The sequence below is a fragment of the uncultured Nostoc sp. genome, assembly GCF_964247315.1.
Taxonomy (GTDB): Bacteria; Cyanobacteriota; Cyanobacteriia; order Cyanobacteriales; family Nostocaceae; genus Nostoc.
Window position 1 is genome coordinate 1 of record NZ_CAXTTT010000066.1, and the last position, 19,315, is coordinate 19,315.

Sequence of the window (19,315 nt, forward strand, 5' to 3'; positions counted from 1 at the left end):
TAGAACGTCAAACCACCCTCTACTGGGCGCGCGTCCAACTGCGATGGTCATTAGAACAAATCTCCAAATGTTTATAAGTACAGGTTGTATCTATGATTATAGACGGCCAAAGAAAACCTTCTATAAGCAGAAAGTTAACCAGGTTGTTAATCTAGTTTACAATTTTTTACACACCTTTAATCATATTAGGTGTAAATTGCTAATTTTTCTAGGGGTTTTCTCATAAAAATTAATTTTTGATTTAGATGAGGTGATAAATGGGAGTAGGGAATAGAGAATGAGGAGCAGAGGGGCAGAGGAGCAGAGGAGAATAATCAATGCCCAATGCCCTTCAGGAGTGCTGAGTGCTGAGTGGGGAATCTCATTTCTTTACTCAGCTATTCGGAACTCGAAACTCGGAACTGTTTTGCTCAATGCCCAATGCCCAATCCTCATTTCCCTAGAATCACTCAGCTGACGCTAAAATGAGTCCACAGTTAAATTTGATTATTGCTAAATGTTTACCATCGATTTAAGCATCAGAAACACTGCTTTCCCGATCTCAGTACAACGTAAGTCAGCAGAGGATGCTGAGGCTGTCTATCAGCTAATTTTGGCAGCAATCCGTTCTGGGAACCCTGACATTGTAGAACTCAAGTGCGAGGGCAAGACAGAGAAAAAAATTGCTGTCCGCGCTAGTGAAATTTCTGGGGTGCAGATTGTTCAGAAAGATGGTACAACCCCTGGCGGTGGCAGACCACCTGGCTTTTTCGCTGTAGCTGCTGAGTAACCAAGGTTGACAAATGGCTCAAGTGGGCATTGAGGTCAGGGATTTAAATTTCAGTTGGCCTAATGGAGAGAAAGTTATCAAATCTTGCTCTTTAGAAGTACCTAAGGGTGAGTTTTGGATGCTTTTGGGTACAAATGGCAGTGGAAAATCTACTTTACTGAGATTGCTGGCGGGGTTATTAGCTCCTGCATCTGGCGAAATTCGGATTTTACACCCCGTTGGTTTTGTCTTCCAAAATCCAGATCATCAACTGGTGATGCCAACGGTTGGTGCTGATGTGGCTTTTGGATTGGTGGAAGAAAAGTTGCCACCTGCTGCTACTAGAGCCAGGGTTGAGGAGGCGTTAGGGGCAGTGAATTTGCTTAGCCTGCAACGACGCCCTATCTATGCACTCTCTGGGGGACAAAAACAACGAGTCGCGATCGCAGGTGCGATCGCCCGTCGCTGTGAAGTCTTATTATTAGATGAACCCACCGCCTTACTAGATCCAGATAGCCAGTTGGATTTAGTTGCTGGTGTCCGTCGCCTTGTCAAAAGTCGAGGTATTACAGCCCTGTGGGTGACACATCGATTAGATGAGTTAAATTACTGTGACGGCGCTTTCTTGCTAGAAAAAGGCTCTCTGGTAGATAGCGGTGAAGCCCAACGTCTCAAGCAACGTCTGATGGAGGTACACAGCGAAGCCTCTTAATTGAGTGCTGAGTGCTGAGTGCTGAGTGCTGAATAAATAAATAAAATTCATTGTATTTAGCACTCCTGAATACTAATAAAAAAAAACTGTAACGCGCCTTTTAAACAAAGGCGCGTTTTAAGTTGGTACGTCTATCTGAGGTTTGAGTTTTGTAAGACTACCGTATTTTTTATTTTGTGTAACACTATGTTACACACAATGCATCAACTATTATAAAACTTATGAATGAATTTTGTTAACTCTAGAAAATTGTGATTAAAAACCATGCCCCGTTCCTTACTCCAAGCCGTTTTATTGGTGGACGGCTACAATATCATAGGCGCTTGGCCTTGCCTTAAAAAAACGCGTGATAGCGTTGGATTAGAGGCAGCACGGGGTGAACTTGTGGAAGCGATGACAAGTTATAGTGCGTTTCAAGGTTACACAACTCAGATAGTTTTTGATGCCCAATATCAAAACACCTCTAGTAATAAAGAAATTATTACTGAGCTTTTATCTGTTTATTACACTGATTTTGGGCAAACCGCAGATACTTATATTGAAAAATCCTGCGCTTCTTTTCGCCAGCAAATAGCTCAATCTTTGATTTCTCGTGTGATTGTTGCTACTTCAGATCGGGCACAGCAGTTGATGATACAGGGCTATGGGGCTGAATGGTTGTCAGCACAACAACTCTGTGGGGAAGTGGAAGCTACTGTCTGCCGGATGCGACAAAAGTATCATACGCGCAAACAATCTAAGAGTAGGTTTTTAGCTAATGCCATTGATGCTAAGGCGCGACAGCGTTTGGCTGAATTACGAATGGGATTGTAGGTATTTAGTATTTAACAATCTCTGCTTAAGTTCCTAAATAGATTTTGGCTGCAAAAATTATCTATAATTAAGCATCTAAAAAAAATATTGGCGAAAGTACTTGCCAAATCCTATTTTTAGCCCTAATATTATAAATCGTGAGTGATCCTCAGTAGCTCAGTGGTAGAGCGATCGACTGTTAATCGATTGGTCGCTGGTTCGAATCCAGCCTGGGGAGTTTAGCAATTTTAGATTTTAAATTTTGGATTCTAAATTATCGATCAGAGGTTTGTAGTCGCTTGACTCGGCTTTTGATAAGGATTTGGGTATAGATTTACAATACTTTAGAGCAGTATGAGTATTTGCCAAAGGTGCTAAAAGCGTTGTTTTGAGGTTAATCTGATTTCAGGAAGCTGGCGATCGCTTCAATGGTTTGTTCTGCACTCTTAGCAGTAAACATTGGCCCAGCAGCCAAATAAATATTTTTGTCAGATACCAAGTTTAAGACAATATTATAACTGCTTGAACTTGTACCTGTTACTGTGTCAATTGCAACTGCATCCATATTCAGCTCTGATATTTCTGAAAGTTTAGCTTCAATAACTTCTTGCCCAAGCCAACCTTTACGTTCGATAGTTGCTTTGTCAAGAGTTTTATCGAAAATGCAAATAATTATGTTATTCATCAGCAGATAAATAATGCAAACAGCACCACTGGCAATCAACAATAAACCTAGAGGATAAGTCCAAAAACGAGTATCTTCATGAATAGTTAATTTTGGTTCTTGTGAGTTTTTAAGAAAGGCGTTGATTTGTCTAGCGTTAGATTCCTTGTGAGTGCTGTCTGCATTTACTAAATCTATGTGAGCTGAACCATCTTTTGTCAGAACTACCAAGGGATAACTATTGCCAGCAGTCGTACTAGTGTCTAGTTTTGCACCTAGCACCTCTTTGAGATTCCAATTTTTAACTTGAGATTTTAAAATACTTTTGGTGATTAATTGGCAACTTTCTTGAGTGGGTTCAACCCGATTACAAGTAAAAGTAGTTGTCTTTGCCAGTATCGTTATCAACAAAACGCCTCCTGCTACAAATAGTCTGCCAAATAACCAGTAGAGGATGGCTGTTGGCTTAAGTTGTAGTTTCAATAATGTTGGAGTTTGTTCTAAGATTTTGAGTCTCATTGTTGTAACTGTAGTCTTTACTCAAAGCAGCCCACACACGAAATTTAGATTTTTGCATAGCAAATTGAGATGATTTGGTTTTAAATCTCGTGTTAGAAATCATTGTGGCTTGTGATTATATGACAAATGCACATACCCAAGAAGCAGATCGCAAAGACATTATCGGGCTAGTGCTATTCTTTTAGGTGATTGCACTTAAATTGCTGAAACTAGGATAACGCTTTACATGACTTCTGGAGCGCTGCCTGACAATCCTTTTGTGGCTGCGGGGATGATTGAAGATCCCAGGCTGTTTGTCGGTCGTAAAGATGAATTATACGCGATCGCATCTCGGATGAAGAGCGAGCCGTCTATAAGTATTAATTATGACATCAATAATTTCCTCATCGATTGAGATGTATTGTGTTTTCGTCTGCGATACGCGCTGCATCAAGCCAGAGACTTATCGCCCCCGTGGTCAGATATGATTGAGTTGTGGTTGTGTACACCCACAAATCCAGAACTTTGAAAAGAATTTGCAGAATATGAATTCACTCGAACCAAGCACAAGTACTGAAGTCCCTGCATCCAATGTTATGCTCCAGATGATTTCTGGCTTTTGGGTGTCACAAGCAATCTACGCTGCTGCTAAACTTGGTATTGCTGACTACCTTGAAGAACAGCCAAAGACATTAGAGGAACTAGCTGCAATCACTGATACTCACATCCCATCTTTGTACAGATTACTGCGTGCGCTTGCTAGTGTGGGTATATTTGCTGAAGATGAACATCATCGATTTGGCTTAACACCCTTGGCTGCTACTTTACAAACGGATGTTCCTGGTTCTTTGCGTTTTTTTGCCATTTCCGAACTGGGACAAGTGCACTACTTAGGCTGGGGTAATCTGCTACATAGCATCAAAACTGGCGAGATTGCGTTTGACGACATCGCTGGAATGAGTATTTGGGATCATTACGTTAAAAACTCCGAAGCTGGCAAGTTGTTTAATTGGTCAATGACAAGTCTAACAGCTTCCATTTTGGAAGCAATTATTTGCAGTTATGACTTTTCAGCATTCAACACTGTTGTTGATGTGGGAGGAGGTGAGGGCAGTTTGGTGACTAGCATCCTTAAAGCTTATCCGACTGTAAAAGGTATTATCTTTGATATACCAACGGTGATAGAAGAAGCAAAATCTGGCCTGCAAGCACAAGGTTTTGCAGACCGCTGTACGGTAGTGTCGGGGAATTTCTTTGAGTCAGTAACACCAGGTGGTGATGCTTACCTTCTTAAGCACATCATTCATGACTGGGATGACGAAAAAGCGATCGCTATTCTCAAAAACTGTCATCAGGCAATGTCACAGCATGGTACACTCCTGCTGTTTGAGACAGTAATTCCTCCTGGGAATGCATCTTCTTTTGGTAAGTTGCTTGACCTGAATATGCTAGTTATGACTGGTGGACGCGAACGCACAGAGGAAGAATATCAAGTGTTACTGCTTCATGCTGGCTTCCAACTTACTCAAGTTATTCCAACCCCGTCACCAATTAGCGTTATTGAGGCGCTAAAAATTTAAGGGATTGGCTTAATTTGTAATTCGTAATTCGTAAGGATTTCATTAATTTGGGATGGGTGGTTTACTTCCGTCGTGCTGTACTAGTAGTGTTAAGCATCTACTCACTTCCTTAGAAGCTGTGGTTACAAACATCACTACTTTTTTTACAAACACTACGATTTTCGTTACCAACACTACGATTTTCGTTACAAATAAGATAATTTTCGTTACAAACACTAAGTTTTCATTACCAACGCTACGAGTTTGGTTAGCAACGCTACGATTTTCGTTACAAACAAGATGATTTTTGTTACAAACGCCATGATTTTGTTACAAACATCATAATTCTCGTTACAAACATCACGATTTTGTGCTGTAGTAGCTTTTTAAATTCAATTTAACTATGAAATATCACACTCAATAGAGGCAGGAACGCCAACAGAAAGCCATGCCAAGATTGCAATTGAGCTTCTGGCGTTGCTTCTGGTGGTGCTAATAAAGCTTCTACTCTTTGTTCTAAACGATCTGCACCAGAGGAACCTAATGCAGCACAGCAAATTTCCGATAAAACGGGACTGCTACTAACTACTAATAAAAGTGATTCCGCTAACACCAAAGGGTCTACCTGCAATGCTGCATAACCGTCGGCACGGAGTTCGCGCAAAGCTAACAATTCTTCCCATAAAGGCTCTGTATTCGGCAACCATGCTGTGCAAGAACGCACCCAACCCAGCCAGAAAAACCAGAACGTATCCCTGTAATAGTGATGCCCTTGCTCATGGGCTAAGACGCTTTCTAAATGATCTGGTGAGAGAGTTTGCACTAATCCTTGGCTAACAACTAGTTCTGGTTGCCAAAAACCAATTTGACCTGCGAACAGCGCCCCCGTTTGCAGCAGTCTGGCTCGTCTATCGCCAACATTCACTAAGGGGCAGTTACGGGCAGATTCTACAGACTGCCAACCCTGGAAGGCAAGTTTAATGCATGAAATGGCAAAAAATGCCAAATAAATTAATGCAAGTAAATAGCTAATTGAGCCTGTATACATTCCGCCCATTTGTCCTTGAGGCCCCATGAACAGTACAGCGATCGCAGTCATGAAAATTAGCAAGGGCGGGAAGAGAAACAAAAATAGCGATCGCTGCCACCGTAGACTCCAATTACCTTGGCGTTGATTCCAGGAGGATCTTAACCACCAGGCAACTGCCAAAGCATTCAAAATCATTATTAGATGCATCATTGTTCCTCCCTGGCTTGGCGTGCAGATTGAATGCGTTTAGCGATCGCTGCTATTTGCTCGCTAGCTGCTTCATCCAGACTATCAGCAAAAGCAGCAACAACATCGGGATTCCCCACTGCCAAAAATCGCTGTAACTGCTCGTGAGCTTTGATGACTTCTGATTGCTGTTTACTCAGCATTGGCCGCCAATAGAATGCCCGCTCTTTCTTGTCACAAGCCAGCCAACCTTTATCAGTGAGGCGACGTAAGACGGTGGTGACAGAAGTATACGCTAATTCGCGGTTGGGATCGGCAAGGATGCGATCGTGTACATCCTTGACTGTGGCTGAACCAAGTTCCCAAATGATATTTAAAATTTCCGCTTCTAACGGGCCTAAAGATAGTTGTTTCGGGCGGTAGTCGGGTAAAGGTGCCATAGCAATTTCAATGGGGAGTGGGGAGTGGGAGAGACGCGATTAATCTTGTCTCTACTGGGAAGTAGGGAATGAGTGAATATCCGTCCCTTTGGGCTGTAACCTTGAAGCTGTAACTTTTTCCCCTTTTAGAAGGTCTGTTCTTGTTTTAGATTACAAGATAGTGCAGCAAGTCTGAAAGTCTAAAATCATAAAAATGGGTTTTTTGAATATTGATTAAGGATTGAAAAGAGGCAGAGGGCAGAGGGGCAGAGGGGAAAGAACTTGTACAATAACTCTCCCCTGCTCCCGTTCGGCTACGCTCACGGCAAGCTTGCTCCCTTGCTTCTTCCCCACTCCCATATATGTATTGAATGAGGTACATTTTGTATTTTGATGGTAAAAAATTTTCCTGGAAAAATTGTAACTATAGTTAGTGACACCAACTAGGTAAAATGTTATTTGCGACAGTATTTTTAAACTAGGTGTATCCAGCGCGTGAAGCTATTCGTATACCACACTCCTGAATTGACTCCAACGGGTAAAGCGCCAGAATGTGCGATCGCAGTCGATGTCTTGCGAGCCACTAGCACAATTGCGACAGTTTTGGCAGCTGGAGGCGAAGCTGTACAAGTATTCAGCGATTTAGATCGGTTAATTGAAGTTAGCGAAGAATGGCCTGCTGAAAAACGTCTGCGGGCTGGAGAACGCGGTGGCGCGAAAGTAGCTGGTTTTGAGTTGGGTAACTCTCCCCTCGACTGCACACCAGAATTAGTACAGGGGCGGCGTTTGTTTATTAGTACCACAAATGGCACTCGTGCTTTACAACGGGTACAAGACTCCCCAAATCTATTAGCAGCAGCCTTGATTAACCGGGCGGCGGTGGTGCAATTTCTCTTAGATAAGCAACCAGAGACAGTGTGGATTGTCGGTTCAGGTTGGGAAGGCAGTTTTTCTTTAGAGGATACAGTTTGTGCGGGTGCGATCGCTCATAGTATTTTGCAGCAAAGCAACTTGTCACCAGAAGAACTCGCTGGTAACGATGAAGTAATTAGTGCGATCGCTCTTTACTCTCAATGGCAAGATAACTTATTAGGATTACTTCACCAAGCTAGTCACGGTCAACGATTGTTGCGCCTTGACTGTCAAGAAGATTTAAAATATTGTTCCCAAACTGATATTTTAGATGTTTTGCCCATGCAACATGAAACGGGAGTTTTGAAAAAAGGATAGGGACTGGGGACTAAAGACTAGGGACTGGGAATTAAGGAAGAGTTTTCCCAATTTCCAATTCCCAATCCCCAGTATCCAATACCCAATCTTGAAGCATTTGCCCAAGTCTTTGTCGCCAATGGGGGGGATAAGTCCCTAAAATTGCGGAAATTTTTCCACAAGCAAGGACGGAATAAGCAGGGCGACGGGCTGGTGTGGGATATTCGGCGGTTGTAATGGGGATAATACGTTCAACTTTCAAAGGGAAGCCTAGTTGTTGTGCTTCTTCAAAAATAGCAACGGCAAAGTCATACCAGCTAGCAACGCCGCTATTAGTGTAGTGATAAGTACCGCTAATTTCTGGGATTAACTGGGGAATCATCTGCGCTATAACTGTAGCTATATCTTGCGCCCAAGTCGGACTACCAATTTGATCGGCGACGACACGGAGTTCTTGGCGTTCTGCACCTAGTCGCAGCATGGTTTTGACAAAGTTACTTTTGCCATAGGTTCCATAAACCCAAGCAGTGCGGAGGATGAAGTGATGGGTGCAAGTTTGCCGAATTGCTTCTTCTCCAGCGAGTTTGGTTTTACCGTAGACACTCAAAGGATTAGTCGCATCGGTTTCCTGGTAAGGGGTACACCCATTACCATCAAAAACGTAATCGCTCGAAATATGAATTAGAAAAGCTGCTAATTTTTGGCTTTCTTGGGCAAGAATTAGGGGCGCAGTCGCATTAATAGCGGTAGCAAGTTCGGGTTCGCTTTCGGCTTTGTCTACAGCAGTGTAAGCGGCGGTGTTAATGATGATTTGCGGCTGCTTGGATCTGATAACATTGCGGAGGGTATCGGGTTGGGCAAGGTCTACTGTTGGGCGTGCTACTGAGATAATATCACCATAAAATGGGAGTATTTGTTGTAGTTCTTTACCGACTTGACCGTTGCTACCAATCAGCAGAATTGATTTACTCATTCTGATTAATTATCGAACTTACTTCAATTTGAAAGTATTTAATCAAATATTTCAGCAGTTTTTAAAAGTTTACCAGCTTGGTCTTTAACTGATAAAATCGGTGGCGTACTCAGGGGCCAATCTATCGCTAAATCTGGATCGTTCCATAGAATTGTGCGATCGCTTTGAGGCGCGTAATAATCTGTAGTTTTGTAGAGAACTTCGGCTATTTCTGAAAGCGTAAGAAAACCATGAGCGAAGCCTGGTGGTATCCACAGTAAGCGTTTGTTTTCAGCACTGAGTTCAGAACCTACCCACTTACCAAAAGTAAGCGAGCTTTTTCTAATGTCTACGGCTACGTCAAAGATAGTACCGACAACAACACGAATAAGTTTACCTTGAGGTTGTTGGATTTGGTAGTGCAATCCACGTAAGACGTTTTGCTTAGAGCAAGAGTGGTTATCTTGGACGAAGTTTGTAACAATTCCTATTTCTTGAGCAAATTTTTGGAGGTTGTAAGCTTCAAAAAAGAAACCGCGATCGTCTGCAAATACTTGGGGTTCAAATTGTAGAACTTCAGGAATTTTGGTATGTACAATGCTCATTAATATTATTTATAGGATGTGCCACAGTGTTCTGATTCTTAGATGAATTTCACATTCATATTTTACAGGCACTATGTTCCAATTTTGACCGTGGCTTGTCCTATTTGTAATAAGTAAATCACGTTAGTTCAATTTGACAATCATCGCCAATCATAAATCGCAAGGCTTTAGGGCGACGGGGTGCAAGACTCAATTGTGCCCTTTGTCCAATTACGCTATCAATAATACGCTGATGGATTCCGGCAATTTTAGCACCTTCTAAAATAACGCTGTGTTCTAAATCAGTATCAATGAGTGTGACATTGTTAGCAATACTACTATAAGGGCCAATAAAGCAGTTTTCTAAATGACAATTGCTACCAATGACTACTGGCCCCCGAATTGTGCAGTTAATTACTTTAGATTTTGCACCGATTTGGACTCGTCCAATAATCTGACTTTGGGCATCGATTTCGCCCACAACTGATGCTGTTAGATAGGTATCGAGAATCAATCTATTAGCTTCTAATAAATCATCTTTTTTACCAGTATCTAACCACCAGCCTTGGAGATTGTGGGCTACGACCTGCTTTTGCTGATTAATCAGGTATTGAATGGCATCAGTGATTTCTAGTTCGCCTCTGGTGGAAGGTTGGATATTAGCGATCGCATCATAAATGAGGTGAGAAAAGAAATAAACCCCTACCAATGCCAGATTTGAAGGAGGAACTTTGGGTTTCTCAATTAACTGTAATACCCGTCCGGTTTCATCCACCTGAGCTACACCAAAGGCGCTAGGGTTAGCAACTGAACGTAAGAGAATCAAAGCATCTGGCTGTTGTTGGCTAAATTGTTGCAGAAAGTAACGTAACTCACCTAGTTGAATCAGGTTATCGCCCAAGTACATGACAAAGGAAGAATCTCCTAAAAAGGGACGAGCAACTTGGACGGCGTGAGCAAGTCCAAGTGGTTGGTCTTGTACGATGTAGATAATATTTGCTCCAAAGTTTTCTCCATTTCCGGTTTTCCCTTGGACTTCTGCGCCGGTTTCTGGACTGATGATGATGCCAATATCAGTAATACCAGCCGCGACCATTTCTTCAATGCCATACCATAAAACAGGTTTGTTAGCAACTGGTACAAGTTGTTTTGCGCCGCTGTAGGTGAGGGGACGTAAGCGTGTACCTTTACCACCAGAAAGAATTAGTGCTTTCATAAGGATTTAGGATTAATTACAAGTCATTAGTCAAGATAATCTGAAAACTTGACAAAATCCTAAATCATTGCACTTAAATGCTGGTGTTAGTTTATATGTAACGGGATAACACTTCGGCGGTTGCTTTTCCTGTTTTTTCCCAACTGAATTTTTGAGAGTGAGTGATACCTTGGCTAGAAAGGTGCGATCGCAATTCCGAATTAGTTGCGATCGTCTGCATCGCCTCTGTAATTTCTCCGGTGTTGTAGGGATCGATTAGAATCGCCGCATCACCTGCGACTTCTGGTAAAGAGGAGAGATTGGAGGTAATTACGGGAGTACCACAAGCCATTGCTTCCAGGACAGGTAAACCAAAACCTTCCCAGAGACTGGGAAAAACCAGAGCGATCGCTTGATTGATGATTTTTGGTAATTCGCTGTAAGGAACATAATCAAGGAACTTCACCTGATTAGTTACACCCAATTCTGCAACTTGCACTTTTAAAGTCGGGGTGTAACGCGAATCAATTGGCCCTACTAACCATAGTTCATAATCTTTGCAGTTAGGTAACGCCGCAAAAGCACTGATGAGTCGCTGGATGTTTTTGTAAGGATCTTGGCGTCCAATGTAGAGAAAGTAGTTGCTGGTGGGAAGGTTGAGAGGAAGGAAGTGAGTGCGATCGTGCGCTAAAGGAATCGGAGTAATTTTACTGGTGGGAATTTGGTAAAAATCGGTGATATCTTTAGCCGTAGTCTGAGAGATGCAAATAATGTGTTGTGCTTGCTTAAGAATTTGGGGAGTGTAGTAGCGGTGGTAGGCTGTGAGTAGTGAGAAGCCTTTGCCAAACCGCAACGGAATCATGTCAAAAGATGTGATGATAAAACGACAGTCAGTATAAAGGGGTGCTTCCGGTAGCGGGGAGAATAAGAGATTCGATTTGAGATTTTTATATATTTGGGGTAGCTGAAATTGTGTCCAAATCAGGCGGTTAAAATGACCTTTCGTACCGTAGTCTGGTGTTAAGTTTGACGGTATTGGATAGCAGTTAAAATCGGGATATTTTTGCGCTACTAATAAAACGGGTTGCAAAGATTTTAAATAAGGAAAAAGGTTTTGAGCATAGTTGCCTATACCTGTTGGTTTAGACAAGAGAATAGATAAGTTAATAATTAATTGTTTGGCAGAGGTATTATCTACTATTTTCATTAAATAATGGTTCTGTAAGCGTTTAATGTTTCTTTTGCCGTTCTTTCCCAAGAAAATAATTTTGCTCTGGCTTTCCCTTTATTAATTAATTCTTGACGTAACTGGGAATCACTGATTAGTTTAAGTATGGCTTCCCCTAGTTGAATAGGGTTACTAGGGTCAACTAGTATAGCGGCATCTCCTGTAACTTCTGGAATTGAAGAAGTATTGGAACTGATCACAGGAGCGCCTAGAGTCATTGCTTCCAATACAGGTAAACCAAACCCTTCATAGTGAGATGGATAAACGAAAACATCAGCTTTTGAGTAAAATAATGCAACTAATTCATTAGATAGGTAATCAAGATGATGAATTTGGTTTGACCAAGGGGAATTTTCAATAGCTGCGAATATCGGTTCGTAATTCCATCCTTTTTTACCAATCAATATTAATTGATGTTCAATTTTATACTTTTCTTTTAAAAAATTAAAAGCTATGATTATAGTATTAATATTTTTTCTTGGCTCTATTGTGCTGACAAAAAGTAGATATGGTTTGGAAAAATCATAATTAGCTTGCTTTTCTAGGCTTTGGGCAATTTCCTCAGACAAGTAATTAGAATAGTAGCGACTAGCTAAAGGTGTGACATAGACTTTTTTGGGGTCTACTTCCAAATATTCAATAATATCTTTTTTAGAGCTTTCTGAAATTGTTAAAACTAAATCTGTCCACTGTAAACATTGCTTTACTCTTTCTGTATATGTTTTTACTACTGAATCTATATAGTTAGGATATTTAATAAAAGTCAGATCATATATATTCATTACCTTTAAACTATTTTGACAAGGATAAACTGAGTAGTTTGTACCATGTAATATATCTGGAAAACCAAAATATTTTTCAAAATAAGATAAACTAGGTTTAAAGGCTAATGCTAATAATAAATCTGAAATTCTTACAGGTACAGGCAGGAAATACTGTTGAGAATAATGCTTAAAGAATTCAGGGAAACTGAAGTCACGCCGAAGCCAATTTTTTAACCCTGGTTGATAGACTACTCCTAACTGAAAATTTTCCTCTTTTTGTAATACATCAAGAGTGCATATTAAATTAGCAACATAAAAGCCAACCCCACTGGGTTTTGAATCTACTGGGGTGGCATCAACTACAACTTTTAGCATTAGAATGTTTAAGCTTTGCCCTTGCTCAACTTTTTTAGATCATAATCAACCATTAACTCGACCAACTGTTCAAAGGAGTGCTGAGGCTGCCAACCTAAATACGTCTTAATTTTATTAATGGAACCAACTAACTGCACTGGTTCATCAGAGCGATAAAAAGCAGGGTCAACTGAAACATAATCTTGCCATTTTAGACCAACGCAGTTAAAAGCACACTCAACGAGTTCTCTGACAGAGTGAGTTTCACCACTAGCGATGATATAGTCATCAGATTGTGCTTGCTGCAACATCAACCACATAGCGTAAACAGCATCTTTGGCGTAGCACCAATCACGACGGGCATCTAGGTTGCCTAATTTTAATTCACTTGCCAAACCTAATTTAATTTGAGCAGCTGCGTGCGTGATTTTGCGAAATACAAATTCTGTCCCACGTCGAGGCGATTCGTGAGTATAAGTAATACCACAGCAGTTGTAAAGGTTGTATTTTTGCCGATAATTGACAGTCATCCAATGAGCGTATGCTTTGGCAACACCATAAGGATTCCGGGGACGAAAGGCAGTGCGTTCAGTTTGGGGCGATTCATCAGGTTGACCGAAGACTTCACTACTTGAAGCTTGATAAAATCTGGCATCGGGTTTACAACGACGAATGGATTCTAAGAGACGAGAGACACCTAGAGCTGTATATTCAGCAGTGAGAGCAGGTTGTGTCCAAGACAGAGGAACGTAGCTTTGAGAGGCGAGATTATAAATTTCGTCGGGTTGAGCTTCAGTGATCACATCCATCAAAGAAGACTGATCTAAAAGGTCGCCAGATACAATTTCAATTTGGTTAAATAAATGGTTGATACGTTCTAAATTGCTGGTACTGGAACGACGGACTAGACCGAAAACTTGGTAGCCTTTTGAAAGTAAGAGTTCTGCAAGGTAGGAACCATCCTGTCCTGTTAAACCCGTAATTAATGCTTTTTTCATTACCATATATTAAAATATGTGTTGTTTGTTGCCAGTTTACTATTATCTTTAAAGATGATATTTGAAAAAAGTAAAATTAATTTAGGATGATTAAAGAGCATCTGCTATGATTGATTGACTACTTTAGCAATAATTTTTGTGTATAGCTTTGCTGCTATTTCGTATGAAGAATAATTAGCAGCAAAAAAAGCTGCATTCTTACCTAACTGCTTCCTTGCTGCTGGATTACGCATCAACTCTTCCAAATAAGCCACTAATTGTGGAATTTCTAAATCGCCTATATTTACTTTCCAGCACACATGATTAGGTATTTCAGCGAATTGTTGATAGTTACTGATAATACAAGCTTTCCCATGACTCAATACTTTCATTAAAGCCGCAGAAGATTCGCCTAAGCTTGGATATCTTAGATTGAGTACAATATCGCTCATACAAATACAGGTTTCAAAATCGTGATCGCTCAAATAACCACTAAGTGTTACATTATTTGTAATTCCTAATGATTGAATTTTTTCTTCTATCATAAGTGATGAATCTATTATTTCACCACCTATAAATAACTGTACAGGATAACCCATATCTGTCAGAATTTTAATTGATTCTAGAATTACAGGTATACGCTTAAGTACGTTAACAAAACCAAAGGTAGATATCAAAAATTTTTCATCGGAAATACCAAAATGCTTTTTCAGTGCAATCTGCTCATCTAAATTATCTAACAATTGATTGTTAACACAACCAATAGGAACAACGAAAACATTGTTAACCTCTCGTAGTTGTTCTTTTACCCAATTACTATGAGTTATGGTGGCAATACTTTGTTTTACTAAAGCATGGGACATTGGAAATTGCCAAACATCGGGATAAATTTCCTTAATTTTCAGTGCTTCATAACTATCTTTTCCTATTTGTCCATATCCTTTACTTAGAGCGTCAGCATATAAATGCTCATCATTAGTTCCTAAAAATGAATCTGCTAAAAATGGGTGAATATTAAACTCATGCAGTACCGCAATACTAGGATATTGCCACGCCATACGGTAAATTTCTTTATGGAACTTAGTATTATTGCCAATATGATAAATGATACAATCATATTTTTCCTTTTCTTGAGGTAGAGCAGAAATATTAATGAATGATAATCCTAAATCATCTGTAATATACTCTTTTACATTTTCAACGTATACAGTAATATCTACGTATTTCTTTAGATGACGAACAATTTCAAAACTATAGTTTGCAATCCCTGAGCGCTGAGGTGGCCAAGGTGATACATAAGCAACTTTGTATTGCTGTAATTTTTCTAATCTAGTATTATCAAATATAGTATTAATAAATAAACGAAAGTAACTAGCAGCAGTTTTTTGCCAAGTAAACTCTTTAGCACGCCGAATAGACTTTTGTTTCCTATTTTCATTATATTTAGACTCTTGAAGAGCTTTTCCTAACACAAAAGCCATATTTTTAGGATTATCAGGTGAACAATAGTACGCTAAATCTCCTACGATTTCTGGTATGGATGAAACTTCAGTAGTTACAATTGGTAATCCACAGGCTAATGCTTCTAGTATAGGTAGACCAAAACCTTCATAACGTGAAGGAAAGAAAAACAGGCTGGCTCCTCGATAAAGAGTAACAAGATCCTCGTCCTCTACGTACCCTGTCAAGATAACTTTATCTGTAACGCCAAGTCTATCTGCTAATTTTTCATAATTTTGTTTATCCTCATTACTGTAATTACAGACAACATAAAACTTATAATTCCCAAAATTTTGATAGTTTTCTTTCCTGAGATAGGCAAAGGCTTCAAGGGCTGCATTCATGTTTTTCCTTGGATCGAAGCCACCTATAAATAAAATATACGGCTCTTTCGATTCATCCCTGGGTGAAATGAATGGCCAAAATATTGTATGGTCTACAGCTAAATGTATTACTGTAGATTTATTAGCAACGCAAGGATTTATTTTTTCAAAGTCATTTTTTGCACTTTCGGAAATAAATATTAATTGGTTAGCCCAAGTAGGGAGTTTTTCAATCCTCCGTTTATACTCTGCTTTTACGTGATCTGGCCACTTGGAAATGTAATAATCAGACATTATTAGTGGTATAAGATCATAGATTGTCACGAAAATCGTTGTATTATTTAATTCTGTTGGTAAAATAACATTCATCATCAATGGGTTAGGGGCCCAATAAGCATCAATATTAAATTCAGATATTATTGCTTCCAAAAGATGACTATAGTGCTTTGTCTGCTTTGTATAATCACCTTCAGTTATTGATTCTTTCACAGTAATAGGAGTTAGTCTTTTTTGTACTGCTGTACTAAAATGCTTTAAATCTGAAAGGTTGTGAACAGTTATCAACCAATCTATATTTAAAGCTTTTAATACCAATTCTTCACAGATATGTTTAAAGACTATACCGATTCCACGATTAATCTCTGGTGTGGACAGTGTTTGACCATCAATTAAAAACTTCATCTTTGATATGCACCTCTTAAAAAAGATTCTATAACGTAATCCCAAGAATAATTACGCTTTACATAACGCTTACCATATCTACCTATAATTTTACCTTTGTCTTGAATACTTAAAATTTTTAATGCGGCTTCAAACTCTTCACTAGATGAAATGGAAATACCTCCTCCTGTGTTTCGGCAATGTGCAGTAGTTACTTTACATCCCTTATGTACAATAACGGGTATTTCGCAAAGCCACGCTTCCATAAGAACTAGTGAAAAGCTTTCATTCTGTGACAAGTTTATCAATCCTAATGCTTGTGAGATGATTATATATTTATCTGTTTCAGGTAAGAATCCTAAATCTAAAAACCCCTCTTCTAAAGGTACAAGATTACTATCGCCTCCTCCCAAGAAGATAAGGTTAGCTTCACCACCATTTGCACGATAATTTTTAAAAACCTGTATTAATGTAAGTATGTTTTTTCCAATATCTTTCCTCCCAACATATATAAAGAATTTATTTGGGAGATTATAACGGGAAGTTATTCTATTTACTACAGATGAATCCAAAAGTAAGCTATCAATATCAATTGGTAATTCTACTCCTACTCCAATTACAGTAGTTTCTATAATTTTCCGACCAAAATAATTACCATAATATTTTATTGCTAAACTTTTTTCTTCCTCTGTTAAAAAGAAAATATGGCGGCTCAATTTCAGCATCTCTACTGTAGTAATCCATCTAAATTGAGGCTCATCATGAAAACAAGGCATAATGCTAGCTCTACCCTCTAATGATTGAATTAGAGAATAAATTAGCCCCTGTGTATAGGGAATCCCAATAACTAAATGTCCTTGCGTATTGTTTTTTGCATAATTAATTAACTCCTCACTATTAATACTATTTTCAACAAATTGGCGTTGATATTTTTCCTCTATCTCTAGTCTCTGAATAATTTTATGGTTAACTTCATGGTAAATTTCTTCACCCTGACGTTTTACAGGAAAGCGACGTACTATAACATCATTAACTTTTTCAACACCTGAAGGAAGTTTATCCTGCCACCAATTATCAAAAGGAGAACAACAACAAGTGGTTAGAACTTGGACATCAAAACCCCGCTTACTTAACTGTTCTGCAAGAGTTCTCACTGCTACTTCTGCTCCTCCAGCAAAATTATCATACCAAGGAGTTACAAATGTAATTGATATATTACTCATCAAGACTTTTTGGCAATTACTGCAAAATCAGGAGATGCGTAGAAGTTAAATTTAACAATTTCAATCAAAGGATTTAGTTGGGATGCTATTGGGTTATCTGATTCAACTAACTGAAGTGGATCTTTGAGCCTATGCTCACTAAGACGCATTAACTGCACATCTGAAAATCCACGTTGTTCTAACACAAATTTAATCGTTGGTGGAAATAATGGATTCAGATGAGTGGGGTCTGAGTAGAAATTACAAGCACCAACAACTAAATTTTCTGGATTTGGTGACTCAAAAATAGCTAACCCACCAGATTTAAGTACTCTTACTGTTTCATCTACCAAGTTTATCAATATTTTAAACGGTAAATGTTCGATAATATGGAATCCACTAACTACACTTAAACTGGCATCTGGTAGAGCTTGTAAATATGTAATTACATCAGACTCAATTACCTCGAGCCCTCTATTCGTACAATGCTCTAGCATCACTCTATTAATATCTATGCCTTTGGCTGTATATCCTGACTCTTGTAGCAACTCCAGCCATTCACCACGACCACAGCCTACATCTAAAATTGGGAATTCATCTGTGCCTACTTTTGCCTCTTCAATTAATGGCAAATAAACTTTTAACCTATCTAAAATTTCTTTCCGACTTCCTCGAAACTGCTCTTCAAATGCAACATAAAATGTATCTAAAAAGTGAATATCTTCATTAATAAATGTCTGCAATTGCTCTTTACTAAAAGGTTCTGGTAAACGGTTTTTCGCCTCTTCCAGAAACACTGTTATTAGACGCTTCTGCTGCATAAGATCACTTTTGAGGTAACTATCATTTTTAATGTAATGCTCATTTATTTCTTGAATACGAGTATTTGCTGTAATTATACGACTATCTATTGTAATTAAATGCTCATTTAGTTTTTCAATACGAGTATCTACAACAGTTTTATATTCATCTATTCCTTGTACTCGCATATTCACAGTATCCAAACCTTCTTGAATACCAGTTAGCCAGCTACTAATTAAAGTATTAATAGCATTTAAGCTATCATCTATTCCTTGGATATTAACATCTGTAGCAACTATGCGCTTATCTAACCCTTGGAAGCGATTATTCACATCAACTATGCACTCATTCAACCCTTGGATACTAGTATCTGTAGCAACTATGCGCTCATCCAACCTTTGGAAGCGATTATTCACATCAACTATGCGCTCATCCAACCCTTGAATACTAGTATCTAGTTGGGTTTTTAAAGTTGCAATTTGCTCTATTATGTAGTAATTAAGTGCTACAGACTCTTTTAGTGAACTAATTATATTAAAATTGACTTCCCGTTGATCTTTAAAGGCAAAATTGATGATTTTTAGAATAAGTTTTTGTAACTTAGCACTTAAATTAAAAGGAAAGAAATTAAGCTTATCTGGCCACTTTGTACGTACATTTGAACGAGATTCTGCATGTTTAAGAAAGTTTTCAATATAACTAATACTTAACTTCAGTTTTGACGTATCTAGATTAGACTTTGAATCTATTGGTTGAGAGTGCACTTGACGTTTAACTACATCTTCACGAATTTTATTCATTAACTCATCAACATTAATCTCGGGATTATTTGCTTCCATCATTTTTCACCCATTGAAAATAAACTAAAATTTTTTGCTAAGAAATAAAGTTTTTTTGAATTGATTTACTTAGCTTTAATGCATGATAATTTATAACAAAGTGAGCCATTGTTAACCTA

The 19,315-nt window shown here is 39.0% G+C and carries 18 protein-coding genes and 1 tRNA gene; 7 read left to right on the top strand and 12 right to left on the bottom strand.

The features are described from left to right. The first annotated feature begins 496 nt into the window (after window positions 1-496). From ACFE93_RS19655 to ACFE93_RS19670, 4 genes are all read left to right on the top strand, one after another. Window positions 497-769: a hypothetical protein gene (locus ACFE93_RS19655; protein ID WP_012410874.1), complete on the top strand. Its 273-nt coding sequence runs from the start codon at window positions 497-499 to the stop codon at window positions 767-769. A 13-nt stretch (window positions 770-782) separates the two neighbouring features. Further along, entirely contained in the window at window positions 783-1,460 is a 678-nt protein-coding gene (locus ACFE93_RS19660; RefSeq protein ID WP_375475370.1) for an ABC transporter ATP-binding protein, read from the top strand. A 264-nt stretch (window positions 1,461-1,724) separates the two neighbouring features. Further along, a complete protein-coding gene (locus ACFE93_RS19665) occupies window positions 1,725-2,273 on the top strand; it encodes an NYN domain-containing protein (RefSeq protein ID WP_335188744.1) in 549 nt (182 codons plus the stop codon). Between the two features lie 145 nt (window positions 2,274-2,418). Beyond that, window positions 2,419-2,490 (top strand) — tRNA-Asn (locus tag ACFE93_RS19670). A 156-nt stretch (window positions 2,491-2,646) separates the two neighbouring features. Here ACFE93_RS19670 and ACFE93_RS19675 read toward each other — a convergent pair. Further along, complete coding sequence (locus ACFE93_RS19675) at window positions 2,647-3,435, bottom strand: hypothetical protein (protein WP_375475373.1); 789 nt, start codon at window positions 3,433-3,435, stop codon at window positions 2,647-2,649. A 226-nt stretch (window positions 3,436-3,661) separates the two neighbouring features. On the opposite strand from ACFE93_RS19675, the gene ACFE93_RS19680 reads away from it, so the two are divergent. Both ACFE93_RS19680 and ACFE93_RS19685 read left to right on the top strand, forming a co-directional pair. Next, window positions 3,662-3,829: a hypothetical protein gene (locus ACFE93_RS19680; protein ID WP_375475375.1), complete on the top strand. Its 168-nt coding sequence runs from the start codon at window positions 3,662-3,664 to the stop codon at window positions 3,827-3,829. 130 nt (window positions 3,830-3,959) lie between these two features. Further along, on the top strand, window positions 3,960-4,994 hold the full coding sequence (locus tag ACFE93_RS19685; RefSeq protein ID WP_292857769.1) for a methyltransferase: 1,035 nt from the start codon (window positions 3,960-3,962) through the stop codon (window positions 4,992-4,994). Between the two features lie 376 nt (window positions 4,995-5,370). Here the strand turns inward: ACFE93_RS19685 and ACFE93_RS19690 are convergent, their stop codons facing one another. After that, window positions 5,371-6,210: a M56 family metallopeptidase gene (locus tag ACFE93_RS19690; RefSeq protein ID WP_375475426.1), complete on the bottom strand. Its 840-nt coding sequence runs from the start codon at window positions 6,208-6,210 to the stop codon at window positions 5,371-5,373. Continuing rightward, window positions 6,210-6,629, bottom strand: a complete 420-nt coding sequence (locus ACFE93_RS19695; RefSeq protein ID WP_292721488.1) for a BlaI/MecI/CopY family transcriptional regulator — start codon at window positions 6,627-6,629, stop codon at window positions 6,210-6,212. Before ACFE93_RS19695 ends, ACFE93_RS19690 begins: the two co-directional genes overlap by 1 nt. A gap of 474 nt (window positions 6,630-7,103) precedes the next feature. Here ACFE93_RS19695 and ACFE93_RS19700 point away from each other — a divergent pair, with 474 nt between their 5' ends. Beyond that, window positions 7,104-7,838, top strand: coding sequence for a 2-phosphosulfolactate phosphatase family protein (locus ACFE93_RS19700; protein WP_375475377.1), 735 nt, complete (start codon window positions 7,104-7,106; stop codon window positions 7,836-7,838). Between the two features lie 31 nt (window positions 7,839-7,869). Here ACFE93_RS19700 and rfbD read toward each other — a convergent pair whose 3' ends face one another. The 9 genes from rfbD to ACFE93_RS19745 all read right to left on the bottom strand — a co-directional run bounded on the left by rfbD (window position 7,870) and on the right by ACFE93_RS19745 (window position 19,199). Continuing rightward, entirely contained in the window at window positions 7,870-8,790 is a 921-nt protein-coding gene (gene rfbD, locus ACFE93_RS19705) for a dTDP-4-dehydrorhamnose reductase (RefSeq protein WP_375475379.1), read from the bottom strand. Window positions 8,791-8,828: 38 nt separating this feature from the next. Next, complete coding sequence (gene rfbC, locus ACFE93_RS19710) at window positions 8,829-9,374, bottom strand: dTDP-4-dehydrorhamnose 3,5-epimerase (protein ID WP_375475381.1); 546 nt, start codon at window positions 9,372-9,374, stop codon at window positions 8,829-8,831. 118 nt (window positions 9,375-9,492) lie between these two features. Beyond that, window positions 9,493-10,569 carry a glucose-1-phosphate thymidylyltransferase gene (locus ACFE93_RS19715; protein ID WP_375475383.1) on the bottom strand — a complete coding sequence of 359 codons (1,077 nt, stop codon included), beginning with the start codon at window positions 10,567-10,569 and terminating at the stop codon, window positions 9,493-9,495. Window positions 10,570-10,660: 91 nt separating this feature from the next. Further along, window positions 10,661-11,755 (bottom strand): glycosyltransferase family 4 protein, encoded by a 1,095-nt coding sequence (locus tag ACFE93_RS19720; protein ID WP_375475385.1) that lies wholly within the window; start codon window positions 11,753-11,755, stop codon window positions 10,661-10,663. Beyond that, window positions 11,755-12,915, bottom strand: a complete 1,161-nt coding sequence (locus ACFE93_RS19725; protein ID WP_375475387.1) for a glycosyltransferase family 4 protein — start codon at window positions 12,913-12,915, stop codon at window positions 11,755-11,757. Before ACFE93_RS19725 ends, ACFE93_RS19720 begins: the two co-directional genes overlap by 1 nt. Window positions 12,916-12,923: 8 nt before the next feature. Further along, complete coding sequence (locus ACFE93_RS19730; RefSeq protein ID WP_375475389.1) at window positions 12,924-13,892, bottom strand: GDP-mannose 4,6-dehydratase; 969 nt, start codon at window positions 13,890-13,892, stop codon at window positions 12,924-12,926. Window positions 13,893-13,996: 104 nt separating this feature from the next. Then, entirely contained in the window at window positions 13,997-16,375 is a 2,379-nt protein-coding gene (locus tag ACFE93_RS19735) for a glycosyltransferase (RefSeq protein WP_375475391.1), read from the bottom strand. Then, entirely contained in the window at window positions 16,372-17,577 is a 1,206-nt protein-coding gene (locus tag ACFE93_RS19740; protein ID WP_375475393.1) for a glycosyltransferase family 4 protein, read from the bottom strand. The genes ACFE93_RS19735 and ACFE93_RS19740 overlap by 4 nt, the downstream gene beginning before the upstream one ends. Beyond that, window positions 17,577-19,199: a methyltransferase domain-containing protein gene (locus ACFE93_RS19745; RefSeq protein WP_375475395.1), complete on the bottom strand. Its 1,623-nt coding sequence runs from the start codon at window positions 19,197-19,199 to the stop codon at window positions 17,577-17,579. The genes ACFE93_RS19740 and ACFE93_RS19745 overlap by 1 nt, the downstream gene beginning before the upstream one ends. Window positions 19,200-19,315 lie beyond the last annotated feature (116 nt).

Excerpts from the sequence above, each read along its gene's own strand:
- ACFE93_RS19690 (WP_375475426.1), bottom strand. The coding sequence starts at position 6,210 with ATGCATCTAATAATGATTTTGAATGCTTTGGCAGTTGCCTGGTGGTTA.
- ACFE93_RS19660 (WP_375475370.1), top strand. The coding sequence starts at position 783 with ATGGCTCAAGTGGGCATTGAGGTCAGGGATTTAAATTTCAGTTGGCCT.
- rfbC (WP_375475381.1), bottom strand. The coding sequence starts at position 9,374 with ATGAGCATTGTACATACCAAAATTCCTGAAGTTCTACAATTTGAACCC.
- ACFE93_RS19730 (WP_375475389.1), bottom strand. The coding sequence starts at position 13,892 with ATGAAAAAAGCATTAATTACGGGTTTAACAGGACAGGATGGTTCCTAC.
- ACFE93_RS19685 (WP_292857769.1), top strand. The coding sequence starts at position 3,960 with ATGAATTCACTCGAACCAAGCACAAGTACTGAAGTCCCTGCATCCAAT.
- ACFE93_RS19725 (WP_375475387.1), bottom strand. The coding sequence starts at position 12,915 with ATGCTAAAAGTTGTAGTTGATGCCACCCCAGTAGATTCAAAACCCAGT.
- ACFE93_RS19655 (WP_012410874.1), top strand. The coding sequence starts at position 497 with ATGTTTACCATCGATTTAAGCATCAGAAACACTGCTTTCCCGATCTCA.
- ACFE93_RS19665 (WP_335188744.1), top strand. The coding sequence starts at position 1,725 with ATGCCCCGTTCCTTACTCCAAGCCGTTTTATTGGTGGACGGCTACAAT.
- rfbD (WP_375475379.1), bottom strand. The coding sequence starts at position 8,790 with ATGAGTAAATCAATTCTGCTGATTGGTAGCAACGGTCAAGTCGGTAAA.
- ACFE93_RS19735 (WP_375475391.1), bottom strand. The coding sequence starts at position 16,375 with ATGAAGTTTTTAATTGATGGTCAAACACTGTCCACACCAGAGATTAAT.
- ACFE93_RS19720 (WP_375475385.1), bottom strand. The coding sequence starts at position 11,755 with ATGAAAATAGTAGATAATACCTCTGCCAAACAATTAATTATTAACTTA.
- ACFE93_RS19680 (WP_375475375.1), top strand. The coding sequence starts at position 3,662 with ATGACTTCTGGAGCGCTGCCTGACAATCCTTTTGTGGCTGCGGGGATG.
- ACFE93_RS19675 (WP_375475373.1), bottom strand. The coding sequence starts at position 3,435 with ATGAGACTCAAAATCTTAGAACAAACTCCAACATTATTGAAACTACAA.
- ACFE93_RS19740 (WP_375475393.1), bottom strand. The coding sequence starts at position 17,577 with ATGAGTAATATATCAATTACATTTGTAACTCCTTGGTATGATAATTTT.
- ACFE93_RS19695 (WP_292721488.1), bottom strand. The coding sequence starts at position 6,629 with ATGGCACCTTTACCCGACTACCGCCCGAAACAACTATCTTTAGGCCCG.
- ACFE93_RS19745 (WP_375475395.1), bottom strand. The coding sequence starts at position 19,199 with ATGATGGAAGCAAATAATCCCGAGATTAATGTTGATGAGTTAATGAAT.
- ACFE93_RS19715 (WP_375475383.1), bottom strand. The coding sequence starts at position 10,569 with ATGAAAGCACTAATTCTTTCTGGTGGTAAAGGTACACGCTTACGTCCC.